Origin of the sequence: Virgibacillus pantothenticus (assembly GCF_018075365.1) — a bacterium.
Lineage (GTDB): Bacteria > Bacillota > Bacilli > Bacillales > Amphibacillaceae > Virgibacillus > Virgibacillus pantothenticus.
This window is the reverse complement of the sequence record NZ_CP073011.1, coordinates 196,197-212,411: the sequence shown is the minus strand read 5'-3', so window position 1 is coordinate 212,411 and position 16,215 is coordinate 196,197. Positions and strand designations below refer to the sequence as shown.

Below are 16,215 nucleotides of genomic sequence, written 5' to 3'. Positions count from 1 at the left end.
ATTGATTGAAGGACTAAAGTAAAGATAGTAATAAGCGCATAAGGGGAAACCTCTTGTTGCTGCCTTATTTTCCCACAATCCCTATTCCAGAATGGTGCACGATTGTTTAAGTTTAATTTTGTCGCTTTGTACGCAGGTAATAAGTGATGGAACGGAAACAGCCAAAATATTCCTCCTATGAGAATTCCAGTTGAGATAACACCTGTAAAAGTAATTAAAATTATAAATAATATATTATCACGCTTCATAGAAGCATTAAATCAAGGATATAAGGTTATCTTTACTACCATGGGAGACCTTGTTCATGTACTCAAAACAGAGGAAATCACTCGTAAATCTCAGACAAGAATGAAAAGAATACGAGATGCAGATTTAGTCATTATTGATGATTTAATGTTCATGGCAATGGATCAACAAGAAGCTAATATGTTTTTTCATTTGATCAATGAATTATATAATTAATCATCTACCATTTTAACATCAAATAAATCACCTAAAGAATGGGGAGAATTATTGGGTGACCAAGCAATTACAACAGCGATCTTAAATAGAATTTTACATCGAGTTGAAATCATTCATTTAAATGAAGATAGTTATCGAATGAAACATAGATCGACCATATTTGGGCAAGAAAGTGTTTCATATTAATGAGCATAAATTGTGTCTTTTTACTTGACGGTCACAACAGGCTTACGCCCGGGAGAATTAGTTGAAGTAAAGAACGAAAACATTCATCTTAATAAAAGGTATTTTCGAGGTGGCTTCAAAACGGAAGCTGGGACGAATAGGGTAATACCTATCCACAAAAAAGTCCATAAATTGATTGAAGATCGTATGGATCCTAGTAACGAATACTTGATAACAAATTATGAAGGAAACAAATTGAGCTACTATGTTTATTACCATGAGAAATTTAAGAAGATTATGCAACAGCTAGAATTAAAACACAAGCCTCACGACTGCAGACACACCTTTGCAACACTCATGGATAACGCTGGCGCAAACAAACTGTCGATCAAACGGATTATGGGGCATGCAGATAAGGATATCACAGACAAAGTCTACACCCATAAGGACATCGAGCAGCTACTTATAGCAATTGACATGCTATGAGAAAGGGGCTGCTTTCTCTTCAAACTCTTTGTATGCTACTTGTATGTTATGTGTATGCTACGCGTGAATTTTTCAACCACTTTTAACGTCCTCAAACAAAGTAAAAACCCCCAACCATAAGTGGTTGAGGGATTTGAAAAAGTTGATATCTTAACGTTTTGAGAACTGAGGTGCACGACGTGCTTTTTTAAGACCATATTTATAACGCTCTTTCATACGAGCATCACGAGTTAGGAAGCCCTCTGCTTTTAGAGCGCTACGGTACTCAGGATTTGCTTCAAGCAATGCACGTGCAACTCCGTGACGGATAGCTCCTGCCTGACCAGTGAAGCCACCACCATGAACGTTGACAATGATGTCATATGTCCCTTGCGTTTCTGTTGCTACAAGTGGTTGATTTAGAATTAACAACTGTGTTTCATATGGGAAATAATCCGCTGCGTTACGACCATTAATCGTAATGTTCCCTGTACCAGGTATTAGACGTACGCGTGCAGTTGATTTTTTACGACGACCTGTGCCATAGTATTGTACTTGTGCCAAAATGATTTACCTCCTTTTAGTTACCCACGAAGCTCATAAACTTCTGGTTTTTGTGCTTGATGATTGTGTTCAGCGCCTCTGAATACGTGAAGCTTCTTAGCCATTCTGCGACCTAAAGGGCCTTTAGGAAGCATTCCGCTAACTGCCATTTCTAGCATACGCTCAGGGTATTTTGTACGCATTTCGTATGCATTACGTTCTTTTAAACCACCTGGATAGTTAGAATGGCGGTAATATTTTTTGTCTGTTAATTTGTTACCAGTTAATTCGATTTTCTCTGCATTAATAATAATAACATGGTCACCTGTATCTGCATGTGGTGTGTAAGTTGGTTTATGCTTTCCGCGAAGGATCGCAGCAACTTCACTTGCTAAACGACCTAATCGTTTGCCTTCTGCATCAACAACTAGCCATTTGCGTTCAATATTATTTTCATTTGCCATGAAAGTTGTGCGCATGTGTCTTTCCCTCCAAAATGTTCATATTAAATTTCTGTTCGTTCGTCTATTTCAACATAATTAGTTTCCGGGGCTAATCATGGTTTAGAAATAAAATGCCATAGATCATAATACACCAAATGGTACTAATATGTCAAGGTTTACCCGCTTTTAACTTCAACCTTTTACAATAGTAAATCGAGCTTATCCATAAGCCACTTTCAATACGTCACACGCCACAAATAGAGGCCTTGTGAAGGCACTGTTTCGCCTACTGCCCTTCTATCCCTTTTTGACAGCAAAACGTCTATATCAGCCGGTTTACGTCTTCCTTGTCCTATATCTAATAATACACCTACTATAATTCGCACCATATTGTATAAAAAGCCGCTCCCACGGAAAATAAATTCAATTTCCGATCTGCTCTTTTCACAGGATACTTGATAGAGTGTTCGTTGCTTACTACCTCTAGTTGTCGCTTTGGCAGAAGAAAAAGTGGTGAAATCATGGGTCCCCTCCAAATAACGACATGCAGCTTGCATCGCCGTTAAATCTAGAGCATACGGGAAAAAGTAAGAGTAATTGCGTTTAAATACATCTGGTTCTTCTTTATGGTAAACATAATAGCGATATTCCTTTTCAACTACATCATAGCGGGCATGAAATGTATCTGGAACCGTCTCCACCTGTTTCACATATACATCATGGGGAAGCAATGTATTCAATGCTTGCTTCCAGTTGTATAAAGAGATGCTATAGGGCGAATCAAAGTGGATCGTCTGTCCTTTTGCATGAACACCTGTATCTGTTCGCCCCGATGGATGAATGCGTACAGGTTCACCCTTATGCATTTTTAGTAATGCATTTTCTAATATCCCCTGCACCGTTCTTTTCCCGGGCTGGATTTGAAAGCCGGAGAAACCAGAGCCATCATATTGAAGTGTACATTTTAGTCGTTGCATGTTTTTGCAGCCTTTCTTCTTCTAGTTCCTTGTGATCAATAATCCAATAATGACGATTACAAACAAAAGATATATCCAAACATCAAGCTTACTTAATTTTAATTCACGCAACTTGGTTCTGCCTTCGCCGCCTTGATAGCCTCTTGCTTCCATGGCCATTGCCAGTTCCTCTGCTCGTTTAAAGGCACTGACAAATAGTGGAACGAGTAACGGTACAACAGCTTGTATTCTATCTTTGATCTTTCCTGTTCGAAAATCAACACCCCGTGACGCTTGCGCTTTCGAGATTTTTTCTGTTTCTTGCAGCAAGGTTGGAATAAACCGAAGTGATATTGACATCATCAAGGCTAATTCATGGACAGGAAAGCGCACTTTTTTTAATGGTTGCAGAATGCTTTCAATGGCATCCGTTATTTCGATTGGCGTTGTTGTTAATGTTAATAGCGACGTGACTAAGATAAGCAAAAAGAAGCGCATCGAAATAGCAAACCCTTGAATTAGCCCACCAGAATAAACCTGAAATGCAAACACCTCAAAAATTACGGTTCCTTCTTTTGTAATGATCAAATGAAGGATAAACGTAAAGATAATTAAAAACCAGACAGGCATTAATCCCTTTAGTACAAATTTCAACGGTACACGAGATGTCAACATACTTGTAAGCGCAAAAATGGTTAGTATCGTATAGCTCCAAATATTATTAGCTAAAAAGACGATAAATACAAAGATAAAGATGATGGTAATTTTCGTTCGTGGATCTAATCGGTGAACGAGGGAATTCCCTGGTACGTACTGACCAATAACCATTGCATTATTCATGGTTTTTTCCCCCTTTAATCACCGCTGCAATTGCTGCTGCTAATTCAAGTTCAGACTGCCGTGTAAAAGGAAGGTCGGTGTTAAATTTTTCATTCCAGCGATCTAGAAAGGCCACTACTTCCGGCACATCGAGTTGGACTTTCTGCAATGCTTCTTTTTGTATGAACACTTCTTCCGGCTTGCCTTCCATATATTTTCTGCCTTTATTTAGAATGAGGACATGATCCGCATACGTGACCGCATCCTCCATACTATGAGTAACGAGGACGGTAGTCAGTTGCTCAGCTCGATGCCGTTCGTAGAACATGTTCATCATTTCTTTTTGCCCTCTGGGGTCAAGACCAGCGGTAGGCTCGTCCAACACAAGCACGTTTGGTTTTGTAGCCAATACACCTGCGATAGCAACCCGGCGCATTTGTCCACCGCTTAAGTCAAACGGGGATCGTTCCAAATAATCCTCTGTTAATCCAACCGCTTGTAATGCTTCTGTTACCCGGCGTTGTATTTCGCTATCCCCAACACCAAAATTTTTCGGTCCGAAGCTAATATCCTTAGCCACTGTTTCTTCAAATAGTTGATGCTCCGGATATTGAAATACGACCCCAACATTGCTTCTTAATTGTTTCATATCCTTAGGTTTTTTATCGGCCGTTAACTGAAAATCTCCTATCTTCACTTTCCCTGCAGTCGGCTGCACTAGACCATTTAAATGCTGAATTAATGTTGATTTTCCTGATCCAGTATGACCAACAATGGCCAAAAACGTTCCTGAAGGGACATGAAAACTTAACTGGTCAACGGCTTTATGAGCAAATGGTGAATGCTGTTGATAGATATAGCTTACGTTTTCGAATGTAATATCCATAGGTCCTCCAACAGTTCTTCATGATTTAACGGTTCTTTTGTGACGGGGATATCATACTGCTTTAAAGCTTTTGCTAAAGAGGCAATAAATGGAACATCTAAACCAATTCCACGCAAAGCATCTTGTTTGGAAAAAAGAGCTCTTGGACTAGACTCCTCCCAAACCTGACCTTCATTCATAACGATCACTCGATCTGCTTGGACAATTTCTTGTAGATCGTGGGTAATCGTCAGTAATGTTACGTCCTTGTTTGCCCGCAAATTGACGATAGTTCTCATAATATCTTTTCTACCTCGCGGATCCAGCATCGCAGTTGCTTCATCTAAAATAAGTACTTTGGGAGATACAGCCAATACACTTGCAATTGCTACACGCTGCTTTTGTCCACCAGACAAACGATGCGGTTCGGTTAACCGGTAATCTTCCATGCGGACTGCTTGAAGAACATCATCTAAGCGTGCCAGCATTTCTTCTCTGGGGAACCCCCTATTTTCCATTCCAAATGCAACATCATCTTGTACCGTTGTTCCAACAAATTGGTTATCTGGATTTTGAAATACCATCCCGACATCTTTGCGGATATCCCATATTGTTTCTTCCTGTACTTTTTTTCCGGCAACATAAATTTCCCCTTCTTGTGGGAACAACAGACCATTCATTAACTTCGCAATTGTTGACTTCCCCGATCCATTATGACCAATAATTGCTACCCATTCTTGCTCATAGATTTCAAAGCTACAGTTTTTCAGTACCCATGGCTGCTCGTCTCCATATCGAAATGATACATTTCTAAACTCAATCAATTTGGGATTGCTCATCTAGACTCCTCCTCTTACTTCTTATGCCACATAAGGGTACGTATTTAATACTTCGCAGTTTCTCTTGTTCTACCAAAAGAAAGAAAACTGACATTTGGGCTTTCCCTAAAATGGGATAGGAAATGCAAGTACAAAAAAAGGGCCTGGATGTACCTCGTAGAAGAGATTCAGTCCTGCCCTTGTCGCTGTGGTTACATTAAACTAGTTCAATAATTGCCATTTTCGCACCATCACCTTGACGAGCGCCCAATTTAAGAACACGTGTGTATCCACCTTGGCGGTCTTCGTAACGCGGAGCTACATCATTGAAAAGCTTTTGAATGACATTTTCGTTTTCATTTGCTTCCTGATTGTATAAGAATGATGCTGCTTGACGGCGTGCGTGAAGGTCCCCACGTTTGCCTAATGTAATCATTTTATCAACAACGGATTTTAGTTCTTTCGCTTTTGCTTCTGTTGTTTCAATCCGCTCATGAATAATTAAATCAGAAGCAAGGTTACGAAGCAACGCCATACGTTGATCCGTTGTACGACCTAATTTTCTAGCCATGGACTATCCCTCCCTTTCTTTGATGACTTTTTGAAAGTTTCCATCCAAAACGAATAACCTGATAAGCCTATAGCCTACATGAGGTCTTCCTTGTTTTATCTTTTCTCACGTACACCCTCTATCCTTCCTTGCAAAAGAAAGCTGCTTTTGCCTTCCCGTAAAACGCAAAAAAGTGATGCAACGAACGAAAGCAAACGGTCTGTACTGAATGGAGTAATTCGTGTATGCAAGCACTGTGTACTAGTGCGTCATTATTTTCTAAAGATGTCTGTATGATTAGTCATCGTCTCGCAAACCAAGACCTAAATCACTTAGCTTCACTTTTACTTCTTCTAACGATTTACGTCCAAGGTTACGTACTTTCATCATGTCTTCTTCAGATTTATTTGCTAGTTCTTGTACGGTGTTAATTCCAGCACGCTTTAGACAGTTATAGGATCTGACAGAAAGATCAAGTTCTTCAATCGTCATTTCCATCACTTTCTCTTTTTGGTCTTCTTCTTTCTCAACCATAATTTCAGCGTTTTTCGCTTCATCTGTTAACCCTACAAAAATATTAAGATGTTCCGTAAAGACTTTTGCTCCTAAGGAAACAGCTTCTTCAGGTCGAATACTGCCGTCTGTATGCACATCAAGTGTCAATTTATCGAAGTTAGCCACTTGACCGACGCGTGTATTCTCTACTTGGTAGGTTACTCTTGATACTGGAGTGAAGATGGAATCAACTGGAATTATCCCGATTGGCTGATCATCACGTTTATTTGCTTCAGCAGGGCGGTACCCGCGTCCACGTTCTGCTGTAATCTTCATATGCAAGCTACCTTTGCTATTTAACGTAGCAATTAGCAAATCTGGATTTAAGACTTCTACATCACTATCATATGTTAGATCTGCAGCCGTAACTTTTCCTTCTCCCTGCACATCAATCTCTAATGTTTTCTCTTCATCAGAGTAGATTTTTAGCGCTAGTTTTTTCAGATTCAAAATAATTGTTGTCACATCTTCAACAACACCATCAATCGTTGAAAATTCATGTAGCGCTCCATCAATTTGAACTGATGTCACAGCAGCACCTGGAAGTGAGGATAGTAGGATACGACGCAAGGAGTTTCCTAGAGTGGTACCATATCCACGTTCAAGCGGTTCGACTACGAATTTTCCAAATGTAGCATCATCGCTGATTTCTACCGTCTCAATTTTTGGTTTTTCAATTTCGATCATTCCATAAAACCCTCCTTTAAAACGTCGAAACCCCGGTTAGACCGTTGTCTAACCGAAATTCCTCAAAAAAGGCAGTTGGCGTTTCTGCACTACCTGTAAAATCTTTCGTACGTTCTTGTCTTGTGGATGCTCTGTCCCTAAAGGATACACTCCTTTAGACTTTTAGCTATCATAACCCATTATAGACAGGGTGACAAATTATATACGGTATAATTATACACGACGACGTTTTGGTGGGCGACAACCGTTATGAGGTACTGGTGTTACATCACGAATAGCTGTAACTTCCAAACCAGCTGCCTGAAGGGAACGAATAGCTGCTTCACGTCCAGCTCCTGGTCCTTTAACCGTTACTTCAAGAGTTTTCATACCATTGTCAATTGCTGATTTAGCAGCAGTTTCAGCTGCCATTTGAGCAGCAAATGGTGTAGATTTCTTTGAACCCTTAAAGCCTAATGCGCCAGCTGAGCTCCATCCAACAGCATTACCTTGGGTATCGGTAATTGTAACAATCGTATTGTTGAACGTAGAACGGATATGTGCTACACCTGACTCAATATTTTTTTTCACACGACGTTTACGTGCGGTTGATTTTTGTGCCATTACCTATTAACCTCCTTTAACGTTTATTTTTTCTTCCCAGCAATCGCGCGACGTGGTCCTTTACGAGTACGTGAATTGTTTTTTGTTTTTTGTCCACGAACCGGAAGTCCACGGCGATGACGGATCCCGCGATATGAGCCGATTTCAATTAAACGTTTGATATTTAGAGACACTTCACGGCGAAGATCCCCTTCAATTGTATACTCATCTGTAGCTTTACGAATTCTTCCTAATTCGTCCTCTGTTAGGTCGCGTACACGAGTGTCTTCAGAAACGCCTGCTTCTTTAAGGATTTTTTGGGCAGTAGTTTTTCCAATTCCGTAAATGTACGTTAAGGAAATGACTACGCGTTTATCACGTGGGACATCAATACCTGCAATACGTGCCATATAGCTTTAACACCTCCTGTTAGTTATTATCCTTGTTTTTGCTTATGCTTTGGATTTTCACAAATTACCATTACTTTGCCATTTCGTTTAATGACTTTACATTTTTCACAAATGGGTTTTACAGATGCTCTTACTTTCATCATCTTTACCTCCTTTAATATCGGAGCTCACTTATTTATAACGGTACGTAATTCGTCCTCTTGTTAAATCATACGGAGAAAGTTCCACCGTTACTTTATCGCCTGGAAGAATGCGAATAAAGTGCATACGAATTTTCCCGGATACGTGGGCTAATACAGTATGACCATTTTCCAACTCCACATTAAACATTGCATTTGGCAATGTTTCAGTTACGGTTCCTTCCACTTCAATTACATCGTCTTTCGCCATCGTGTTGATCTCCCTTCTTCAAATCAGTCACAACTTCATTGACAAATTTTGCTATGGCAAATCGCAATTTACCATTTGTGACACGACCAGTTTCTAGAAGGCTGTTTTGGACTTCTGGAGAAATATAATCCATTAACTCGATATGATGAAGATTCTTTTTCTTTGGTCGATCATATTTACGTTTTTCCCCATCTGCAAGCAAGACATACTTATCATCGACAGATTTAATAACGACTGCGTATTGACCCGCTTCACGTCCTTGCATAATACGAACAACTTGACCTATCAGCGGAATCGAATCATCTTCGTTCAACAACGATCACCTTCACTTAGGCTATAGTTTATATGGTTCGCCTGTTTATTCAAAAGAGTTACTCACTTTTATCAGTGTGTCACGTTCTCATCTATATAGGAATATGCCGTTCTTACTCACGACTTATTATAACTTTTCATTGCTAGAATGCATCCCATGCAGTTCATGTGATTACTTTTCTATTTTAGTTTGAATATCTTGGAACACTTGATCAATGTCCTGATCACCGTTTACCGTTACAAGATATCCTTTTTCATCATAAAAGTCTAATAACGGCTTCGTTTGCTCTATATTTACAGATAGGCGTTTCTTCACCGTAGCTGGCTTATCATCATCTCGCTGGATTAAGCTTGAGCCATCTTTATCACAGATCCCGTCTTCTTTTGGCGGGTTATAAACTACGTGGTACGTTGTTCCGCATGTTGGACAAATTCTACGACCAGTTAGACGCTCCACTAATTTTTCTTCCGGTACATCTACATGAATGACGTAATCAATGGATTGATTGATATCCTGCAATAGACTTTGTAATGCTGCTGCTTGAGCAATCGTCCTTGGGAAACCATCTAATAGAAACCCTTTTTTACAATCATCCTTACTCAAGCGTTCTTTGACAATACCGTTAGTAACTTCATCTGGAACAAGTTCTCCTCGGTCCATGTATTCTTTTGCTTTTTTACCTAGGTCTGTTCCCTCTTTAATGGCTAAACGGAACATATCTCCTGTTGAAATATGAGGGATATTATATTTTTCGTTTATCTTTTCCGCCTGTGTACCTTTTCCGGCACCTGGCAGACCCATTAAAATTAAATTCAACAGATTTCCCCTCGCTCTCGTCTTCGGCAAAATTACTTAATAAATCCTTTGTAGTGACGCTTTACCAATTGGCTTTCCAATTGCTTCATCGTTTGCAGAGCTACACCAACAACAATCAGTAAACTCGTTCCACCAATTTGTACGGATTGCGGCAAATTAGCAATTCCGCTTAAAGCTAGTGGCAATACAGCTACAGCTGCTAAGAATAACGCACCGACAAATGTTAAGCGGTACAATACTCTTGTTAAATAAGTCTCTGTGTTTTTACCAGGACGAATTCCCGGTATATAACCACCTTGCTTTTGTAGGTTCTCTGCCATTTGTTCTGGATTTACTTGAACAAAGGTATAAAAATACGTAAACGCGATGATTAACGCAACATAGATAACCATACCTATTGGCTTTGTATAATCAAAAATACGCTGAATGGTTGCAGCAATATCATTTCCTTCAAAAAAGGTGGCAATTGTGCTTGGTGCCATGATAAACGCAACGGCGAAGATAACTGGAATAACACCAGCACCGTTCACTTTTAAAGGTAAGTGTGTCGATTGACCGCCTACTGGAGAACGATTGACCAGCTTTTTCGCATATTGAATCGGTATTTTACGTAACGCTTGTTGAATAAAAATAACTCCAACAGTTACTGCAATAACGACCAAAGCAATTAAAGCAACAATAACAATATTGATAAACAGCTCATCACCAGGATTGATAAAATACTGGCTGTAAAGCTGTTGCATGCCGTTTGGTACTGCTGCTACAATACCTGCAAAAATGATAATCGAAATTCCATTACCGACTCCATTGGCCGTAATTTGTTCTCCTAGCCACATTAAAAATGCTGTTCCACTTGTTAAAACAATGGCAATAACAATAAATTTCATTGGACCAGGATCTGCAATTAGCAAACCATTAGCCATTGCATTAAATCCTATCGACATAGCGATTGCCTGGATAAATGCAAGTACGATGGTGCCATAACGCGTAACTTGGGCAAGCTTTTTCCTTCCCGCATCGCCTTGTTTTTTCCACTCAGCAAATTTAGGTACAACGTCCATTTGCAGCAATTGCATAATAATGGATGCCGTAATATAAGGCATGATACCCATTGCAAAAATGGAGAAGTTTTGCAATGCGCCCCCACCAAATGTATTTAAAAAGCCAAACACATTTTGTGAGTTCATAAAATCAATTGCCTGCCTATCAGTAAAAGGCACAGGTATAAATGTGCCTAGACGGAAGACAACTAGCATCAATAGCGTAAAAATTATTTTCCGTCTTATATCACCTACGCGCATAAAATTGGAGATTGTACGGAACATTAAATCACCTCTATTTGACCGCCCGCTGCCTCGATTGCTTCTTTAGCTGAAGCAGAGAACTTATGAGCTTTTACTGTTAGTTTTTTCTCAATAGAGCCGTTGCCAAGTACTTTAATACCTGCTTTCAACTTGCTAACTACGCCTTCTTCCAGTAATAGCTCAGGTGTTATTTCTGTGCCATCTTCAAAACGATTTAATGTGTCAAGATTTACGATAGCAAACTCTTTGCGATGAATGTTTGTAAATCCACGCTTCGGCAAGCGTTGAAATAGTGGTAATTGACCACCTTCAAATCCTGGGCGAGTTCCGCCACCAGAGCGTGCTTTTTGTCCTTTATGTCCACGTCCTGATGTTTTCCCGTTGCCAGATGACATTCCACGACCTACACGATTACGATTTTTACGTGTACCTTCTGCAGCCTTCAATTCATGAAGTTTCATGCGAGCACCTCCTCTTTACGCTTATTTCGTATTTAAACCTCTTTAACCGTTAGTAAATGAGATACTTTGTTGACCATGCCGCGAACAGCTGGTGTATCTTCATGAACAACCGATTGGCGAATTTTCTTTAAACCTAATGCTTGAACAGTTTTTCTTTGTACTTCTGTTCCACCAATAACACTGCGCGTGAGGGTTATTTCTAGTTTTTTAGACATAACAGTTCCCTCCTTATCCTAACAGTTCTTCTACAGACTTTCCACGTAGTTTTGCTACATCTTCTGCGCGCTTTAAGTTCGTTAAACCATTGATTGTTGCACGGATCATATTAATCGGCGTGTTTGAACCTAATGATTTCGTTAGTATATCACCTACACCAGCAAGTTCTAAAATCGCACGTACTGGTCCACCGGAGATAACACCTGTACCTTCTGCTGCTGGTTTTAATAATACATTACCTGAACCAAATTGACCATGAATTTCATGTGGAATAGTGGTTCCGACGATAGGTACGGTAATTAGATTTTTCTTCGCATCATCTACTGCTTTTTTAATTGCTTCTGGTACCTCTTGTGCTTTTCCTGTACCAAAACCTACATGACCATTTTTGTCTCCGACAACGACTAGAGCTGCAAAGCGGAAATTACGTCCACCTTTAACAACTTTTGCAACACGGTTGACCGCAACAACACGCTCTTCAAGATCTAATTTGTTCGGATCAATGTTTTTATTCATGTATGTCCCTCCTTTATCGTTTAAAATTCAAGACCTGCTTCTCTCGCAGCATCTGCTAAAGCTTTCACACGTCCATGATAAAGGTAGCCTCCGCGGTCAAAGACAACCGATTTGTAACCTTTATCCTGAGCACGTTTAGCTATCATTTCTCCAACTTGTTTTGCAGCTTCCGCATTACTAGTAGCTCCTGTCAAGTTTAGTTCACTATCCTTTGTAGAAGCACTTGCAACTGTTTTACTATTTTCATCATCAATTAGCTGTACATAGATGTGTTTATTTGAACGGTAAACGTTTAGACGAGGACGCTGCTCAGTACCGTGAACAGTTTTACGCACACGTGCGTGTCTTCTTTTACGTACCATATTTTTATCTGGTTTTGTAATCACTTAGGTCACTCCTTTCTGCTACCTAGTCTTACTTGGCAGTTTTACCTTCTTTACGACGTACATATTCGCCTTCGTAACGAATTCCTTTACCTTTATAAGGCTCTGGTGGACGTATTGCTCTGATTTTAGAAGCAATTGCTCCCACAAGCTCCTTATCAATACCTTTAACGATAAGCTGTGTGTTTTTTGGTACGTCAATTTCGATTCCGTCGATTGGATCAATTTCTACAGGGTGTGAGTAACCAGCATTGATGACTACTTTGTTTCCCTGTTTTTGCGCACGGTAACCGACACCGATAATTTCAAGAGACTTTTCAAAGCCTTTATTTACTCCTTCAACCATATTGTTGATTAGGCTTCGTGTAGTACCGTGTAATGCGCGGTGGTCTTTGTGATCGCTTGGGCGCTCTAGTGTGATCACATTACCTTCCATGTTTACTTTGATATCTTGATGTAGATTTCTTGTTAATTCACCTTTTGGTCCTTTAACCGTAATAACAGTACCATCGAACTTCACTTCTACACCTTGGGGAATTTCGATTGGTTTAAGTCCTATACGAGACATTCCATGCACCTCCTCATCTTTAACTATTCCATTACCAGACGTATGCTAATACTTCGCCACCAACAGCTTGGGAACGTGCTTCTTTGTCCGAAAGCACTCCTTTGGAAGTTGAAACGATAGCAATTCCTAAACCATTAAGTACACGAGGTACTTCATTAGCTTTAGCATAAACACGTAGTCCTGGTTTGCTTATACGTTTAATACCTGTAATTACTCGCTCTTCATTCGCTCCATATTTAAGGAAGATACGAAGGATACCTTGTTTGTTATCCTCGACAAGCTCATAATCTGTAACGAAGCCTTCTCGTTTAAGAATATCAGCGATCTCCTTTTTCATCTTTGATGCAGGAAGTTCTAATTTCTCATGTTTTACCATGTTAGCATTACGAATACGAGTAAGCATATCTGCAATTGGATCTGTCATAACCATTCATCATTACCTCCTTCCCAAATCGGGGTTTACCAGCTTGCTTTTTTGACACCAGGAATTTGACCTTTATAGGCAAGTTCGCGGAAACAAATACGGCAAAGTTTAAATTTACGGATTACAGAATGCGGACGCCCACAGCGCTCACAGCGTGTATACTCACGTACTTGGTATTTTTGCGGACGCTTTTGTTTTGCAATCATTGATTTTTTAGCCACTATTTTCCCTCCTTGTATTAGCTCTTTTGCTTACTTTTGGAAAGGCATGCCTAACTGAGCCAGAAGTTCACGAGCTTCTTCATCCGTGTTAGACGTTGTAACAATTACAATATCCATACCACGAATTTTACTTACTTTATCATAATTAATTTCTGGGAAAATGAGCTGTTCTTTAACTCCTAATGTGTAGTTACCGCGACCATCAAATGCTTTCTTTGACACACCACGGAAGTCACGCACACGCGGAAGTGATACAGCAATAAGCTTTTGTAAAAATTCGTACATACGCTCACCGCGAAGGGTTACTTTAGCACCAATCGGCATTCCTTCACGAAGGCGAAATCCAGCGATCGATTTTTTTGCACGAGTAATCATTGGCTTTTGACCAGAAATTAACGCTAACTCTTCGACAGCATTATCCAAAGCTTTTGAGTTCTGAACTGCGTCACCAACACCCATGTTAACTACAATTTTTTCAATAGCTGGTACTTGCATTACAGACTCATAGTTAAATTTATTCATTAAAGATGGTAGTACTTCATCTTGATATTTTTTCTTCAATTGATTCATCATGTCGCCCTCCTTTCGCTGAACCTATTTATCTAACGCTTCACCGGATTTTTTAGCGATACGGACTTTCTTTCCATCACGTACTTCGTAACCAACACGGGTTGGCTCTCCGGATTTACGATCTATTGGCATCACGTTAGAAACATGAATCGGTGCTTCCTGGTTAAGAATTCCCCCTTGTGGGTTTTCTTGGGAAGGTTTGGCATGTTTTTTAACCATGTTAATTCCTTCGACGAGCACTCGGTCTTTTTTCGGGTATGCTTCTAAGATCGTGCCTTCTTTTCCACGGTCTTTGCCGGAAATGACTTTTACTTTATCACCTTTTTTTACATGCATGCTTAACGCACCTCCTAACAAGGCTAAATTTTAGCTTATAATACTTCTGGAGCAAGAGATACGATTTTCATGAACTTTGCATCACGTAATTCACGTGCAACTGGTCCAAAAATACGAGTTCCTCTTGGACTTTTATCATCACGAACAATTACCGCTGCATTTTCATCAAAACGAATATATGATCCATCTTTACGGCGTGCACCAGATTTCGAACGTACAATAACTGCTCTTACTACATCACCTTTTTTGACAACGCCGCCTGGTGTTGCTTCTTTTACCGAACAAACAACAACGTCACCAATATTAGCGGTTTTTCGTCCAGATCCGCCCAATACTTTGATGGTTAATAATTCACGTGCACCAGAGTTATCTGCAACTTTTAAACGAGTTTCCTGTTGAATCATATCGCTGTAACCTCCCTTCGGATACCTTCCGAGCGAACTTTATTATATAATTACCGCTTCTTCAACAATCTCAACTAGGCGGAAATGTTTTGTAGCTGAAAGCGGACGAGTTTCCATGATGCTTACGATATCGCCAACTTTTGCTTGGTTATTCTCATCATGTGCTTTAAATTTCTTTGAGTATTTAACACGTTTTCCATATAGCTTATGGAATTTATATGTTTCCACTAGAACGGAAATGGTTTTATCCATTTTATCGGAAACCACACGACCAGTGTATACTTTACGATCATTGCGTTCAGTCATTTTGAGGTTTACCTCCTCTCGAGAATTCTAGTTATTTACGCTAAGCTCACGTTGACGAACAACGGTTTTCATCCGTGCAATTGATTTTCTTACTTCACGAATACGTGCAGTGTTTTCTAATTGACCAGTTGCAAGCTGGAAGCGTAAGTTGAATAGTTCTTCTTTCAAACCTTTTACTTTTTGTTCAATTTCGGCAGTGGTTAGTTCTCTAATCTCATTAGCCTTCATTGCTTTCACCACCAATTTCTTCACGTTTTACAAATTTAGTTTTAATCGGAAGTTTATGAGAAGCAAGACGTAGTGCTTCACGAGCAACCTCTTCTGATACTCCTGCGATCTCAAACATAATTTTCCCTGGCTTAACTACTGCTACCCATCCTTCTGGAGCACCTTTACCGGAACCCATTCGAACTTCTAGGGGTTTTGCAGTATATGGTTTGTCAGGGAAGATTTTAATCCAAACTTTACCGCCACGCTTCATGTAACGAGTCATTGCAATACGAGCAGCCTCAATCTGACGGCTAGTAATCCATGACGGTTCTACTGCTTGCAGACCATATTCACCGAAAGCTACAGTTGTGCCACCTTTGGCTTGGCCTCTCATTTTACCACGATGTTGTCTACGATATTTCACACGTTTAGGCATTAACATAATACAGTGCCCCCT

General features: G+C 39.9%; 29 protein-coding genes and 1 pseudogene. 2 read left to right on the top strand and 28 right to left on the bottom strand.

Features of this window, described 5'->3' with window-relative positions:
• Nucleotides 1–246: 246 nt before the first annotated feature.
• Nucleotides 247–648, top strand: a pseudogene (locus tag KBP50_RS01070) (ATP-binding protein); the annotation flags it as partial.
• Between the two features lie 12 nt (nt 649–660).
• On the top strand, nt 661–1,113 hold the full coding sequence (locus KBP50_RS01065; RefSeq protein ID WP_236691339.1) for a tyrosine-type recombinase/integrase: 453 nt from the start codon (nt 661–663) through the stop codon (nt 1,111–1,113).
• Between the two features lie 150 nt (nt 1,114–1,263).
• Here the strand turns inward: KBP50_RS01065 and rpsI are convergent, their stop codons facing one another.
• The 28 genes from rpsI to rplP form a co-directional block, all read right to left on the bottom strand.
• Nucleotides 1,264–1,656: a 30S ribosomal protein S9 gene (rpsI, locus tag KBP50_RS01060; protein ID WP_050349607.1), complete on the bottom strand. Its 393-nt coding sequence runs from the start codon at nt 1,654–1,656 to the stop codon at nt 1,264–1,266.
• Between the two features lie 20 nt (nt 1,657–1,676).
• Nucleotides 1,677–2,114: a 50S ribosomal protein L13 gene (gene rplM / locus KBP50_RS01055; RefSeq protein ID WP_050349608.1), complete on the bottom strand. Its 438-nt coding sequence runs from the start codon at nt 2,112–2,114 to the stop codon at nt 1,677–1,679.
• A 200-nt stretch (nt 2,115–2,314) separates the two neighbouring features.
• Nucleotides 2,315–3,055: a tRNA pseudouridine(38-40) synthase TruA gene (gene truA / locus KBP50_RS01050; protein ID WP_050349609.1), complete on the bottom strand. Its 741-nt coding sequence runs from the start codon at nt 3,053–3,055 to the stop codon at nt 2,315–2,317.
• A 21-nt stretch (nt 3,056–3,076) separates the two neighbouring features.
• Entirely contained in the window at nt 3,077–3,874 is a 798-nt protein-coding gene (locus KBP50_RS01045; RefSeq protein WP_050349610.1) for an energy-coupling factor transporter transmembrane component T family protein, read from the bottom strand.
• Nucleotides 3,867–4,739, bottom strand: a complete 873-nt coding sequence (locus tag KBP50_RS01040) for an energy-coupling factor ABC transporter ATP-binding protein (protein WP_050349611.1) — start codon at nt 4,737–4,739, stop codon at nt 3,867–3,869. The genes KBP50_RS01045 and KBP50_RS01040 overlap by 8 nt, the downstream gene beginning before the upstream one ends.
• The gene (locus KBP50_RS01035) at nt 4,715–5,557 is read right to left on the bottom strand and encodes an energy-coupling factor ABC transporter ATP-binding protein (protein ID WP_050349612.1); all 843 of its coding nucleotides are present in this window, start codon (nt 5,555–5,557) and stop codon (nt 4,715–4,717) included. The genes KBP50_RS01040 and KBP50_RS01035 overlap by 25 nt, the downstream gene beginning before the upstream one ends.
• A 196-nt stretch (nt 5,558–5,753) precedes the next feature.
• Nucleotides 5,754–6,107, bottom strand: coding sequence for a 50S ribosomal protein L17 (rplQ, locus tag KBP50_RS01030; protein ID WP_050349613.1), 354 nt, complete (start codon nt 6,105–6,107; stop codon nt 5,754–5,756).
• Between the two features lie 276 nt (nt 6,108–6,383).
• Nucleotides 6,384–7,328, bottom strand: a complete 945-nt coding sequence (locus KBP50_RS01025) for a DNA-directed RNA polymerase subunit alpha (protein ID WP_050349614.1) — start codon at nt 7,326–7,328, stop codon at nt 6,384–6,386.
• A gap of 213 nt (nt 7,329–7,541) precedes the next feature.
• Nucleotides 7,542–7,931, bottom strand: a complete 390-nt coding sequence (gene rpsK / locus KBP50_RS01020) for a 30S ribosomal protein S11 (protein ID WP_050349615.1) — start codon at nt 7,929–7,931, stop codon at nt 7,542–7,544.
• A gap of 23 nt (nt 7,932–7,954) precedes the next feature.
• Complete coding sequence (gene rpsM, locus KBP50_RS01015) at nt 7,955–8,320, bottom strand: 30S ribosomal protein S13 (RefSeq protein WP_050349616.1); 366 nt, start codon at nt 8,318–8,320, stop codon at nt 7,955–7,957.
• Between the two features lie 26 nt (nt 8,321–8,346).
• On the bottom strand, nt 8,347–8,460 hold the full coding sequence (gene rpmJ / locus KBP50_RS01010) for a 50S ribosomal protein L36 (RefSeq protein WP_005999442.1): 114 nt from the start codon (nt 8,458–8,460) through the stop codon (nt 8,347–8,349).
• Between the two features lie 31 nt (nt 8,461–8,491).
• Nucleotides 8,492–8,710, bottom strand: a complete 219-nt coding sequence (infA, locus tag KBP50_RS01005) for a translation initiation factor IF-1 (RefSeq protein WP_010095735.1) — start codon at nt 8,708–8,710, stop codon at nt 8,492–8,494.
• Complete coding sequence (locus tag KBP50_RS01000) at nt 8,688–9,023, bottom strand: KOW domain-containing RNA-binding protein (protein WP_050349617.1); 336 nt, start codon at nt 9,021–9,023, stop codon at nt 8,688–8,690. Before KBP50_RS01000 ends, infA begins: the two co-directional genes overlap by 23 nt.
• Nucleotides 9,024–9,194: 171 nt before the next feature.
• Nucleotides 9,195–9,839 (bottom strand): adenylate kinase, encoded by a 645-nt coding sequence (locus KBP50_RS00995; RefSeq protein ID WP_050349618.1) that lies wholly within the window; start codon nt 9,837–9,839, stop codon nt 9,195–9,197.
• A gap of 32 nt (nt 9,840–9,871) precedes the next feature.
• A complete protein-coding gene (gene secY / locus KBP50_RS00990) occupies nt 9,872–11,164 on the bottom strand; it encodes a preprotein translocase subunit SecY (protein WP_050349619.1) in 1,293 nt (430 codons plus the stop codon).
• Nucleotides 11,164–11,604, bottom strand: a complete 441-nt coding sequence (gene rplO, locus KBP50_RS00985) for a 50S ribosomal protein L15 (RefSeq protein WP_050349620.1) — start codon at nt 11,602–11,604, stop codon at nt 11,164–11,166. The genes secY and rplO overlap by 1 nt, the downstream gene beginning before the upstream one ends.
• 32 nt (nt 11,605–11,636) lie before the next feature.
• Nucleotides 11,637–11,819, bottom strand: coding sequence for a 50S ribosomal protein L30 (rpmD, locus tag KBP50_RS00980; protein ID WP_050349621.1), 183 nt, complete (start codon nt 11,817–11,819; stop codon nt 11,637–11,639).
• A gap of 13 nt (nt 11,820–11,832) precedes the next feature.
• Entirely contained in the window at nt 11,833–12,336 is a 504-nt protein-coding gene (gene rpsE / locus KBP50_RS00975) for a 30S ribosomal protein S5 (RefSeq protein ID WP_050349622.1), read from the bottom strand.
• Nucleotides 12,337–12,356: 20 nt separating this feature from the next.
• Nucleotides 12,357–12,722 carry a 50S ribosomal protein L18 gene (gene rplR, locus KBP50_RS00970; RefSeq protein ID WP_050349623.1) on the bottom strand — a complete coding sequence of 122 codons (366 nt, stop codon included), beginning with the start codon at nt 12,720–12,722 and terminating at the stop codon, nt 12,357–12,359.
• A 28-nt stretch (nt 12,723–12,750) separates the two neighbouring features.
• On the bottom strand, nt 12,751–13,287 hold the full coding sequence (gene rplF / locus KBP50_RS00965) for a 50S ribosomal protein L6 (RefSeq protein ID WP_050349624.1): 537 nt from the start codon (nt 13,285–13,287) through the stop codon (nt 12,751–12,753).
• Nucleotides 13,288–13,318: 31 nt separating this feature from the next.
• Nucleotides 13,319–13,717: a 30S ribosomal protein S8 gene (gene rpsH / locus KBP50_RS00960; protein ID WP_050349625.1), complete on the bottom strand. Its 399-nt coding sequence runs from the start codon at nt 13,715–13,717 to the stop codon at nt 13,319–13,321.
• A gap of 29 nt (nt 13,718–13,746) precedes the next feature.
• Nucleotides 13,747–13,932 (bottom strand): type Z 30S ribosomal protein S14, encoded by a 186-nt coding sequence (locus KBP50_RS00955; RefSeq protein WP_019375521.1) that lies wholly within the window; start codon nt 13,930–13,932, stop codon nt 13,747–13,749.
• Nucleotides 13,933–13,962: 30 nt separating this feature from the next.
• Complete coding sequence (rplE, locus tag KBP50_RS00950) at nt 13,963–14,502, bottom strand: 50S ribosomal protein L5 (protein ID WP_050349626.1); 540 nt, start codon at nt 14,500–14,502, stop codon at nt 13,963–13,965.
• Between the two features lie 24 nt (nt 14,503–14,526).
• Complete coding sequence (gene rplX / locus KBP50_RS00945) at nt 14,527–14,838, bottom strand: 50S ribosomal protein L24 (RefSeq protein ID WP_050349627.1); 312 nt, start codon at nt 14,836–14,838, stop codon at nt 14,527–14,529.
• 35 nt (nt 14,839–14,873) lie between these two features.
• The gene (rplN, locus tag KBP50_RS00940) at nt 14,874–15,242 is read right to left on the bottom strand and encodes a 50S ribosomal protein L14 (protein ID WP_050349628.1); all 369 of its coding nucleotides are present in this window, start codon (nt 15,240–15,242) and stop codon (nt 14,874–14,876) included.
• Between the two features lie 42 nt (nt 15,243–15,284).
• On the bottom strand, nt 15,285–15,548 hold the full coding sequence (gene rpsQ, locus KBP50_RS00935; protein ID WP_050349629.1) for a 30S ribosomal protein S17: 264 nt from the start codon (nt 15,546–15,548) through the stop codon (nt 15,285–15,287).
• Nucleotides 15,549–15,575: 27 nt separating this feature from the next.
• Nucleotides 15,576–15,776: a 50S ribosomal protein L29 gene (rpmC, locus tag KBP50_RS00930; RefSeq protein ID WP_050349630.1), complete on the bottom strand. Its 201-nt coding sequence runs from the start codon at nt 15,774–15,776 to the stop codon at nt 15,576–15,578.
• Nucleotides 15,766–16,200 carry a 50S ribosomal protein L16 gene (gene rplP / locus KBP50_RS00925; RefSeq protein WP_050349631.1) on the bottom strand — a complete coding sequence of 145 codons (435 nt, stop codon included), beginning with the start codon at nt 16,198–16,200 and terminating at the stop codon, nt 15,766–15,768. Before rplP ends, rpmC begins: the two co-directional genes overlap by 11 nt.
• Between the last annotated feature and the right edge of the window lie 15 nt (nt 16,201–16,215).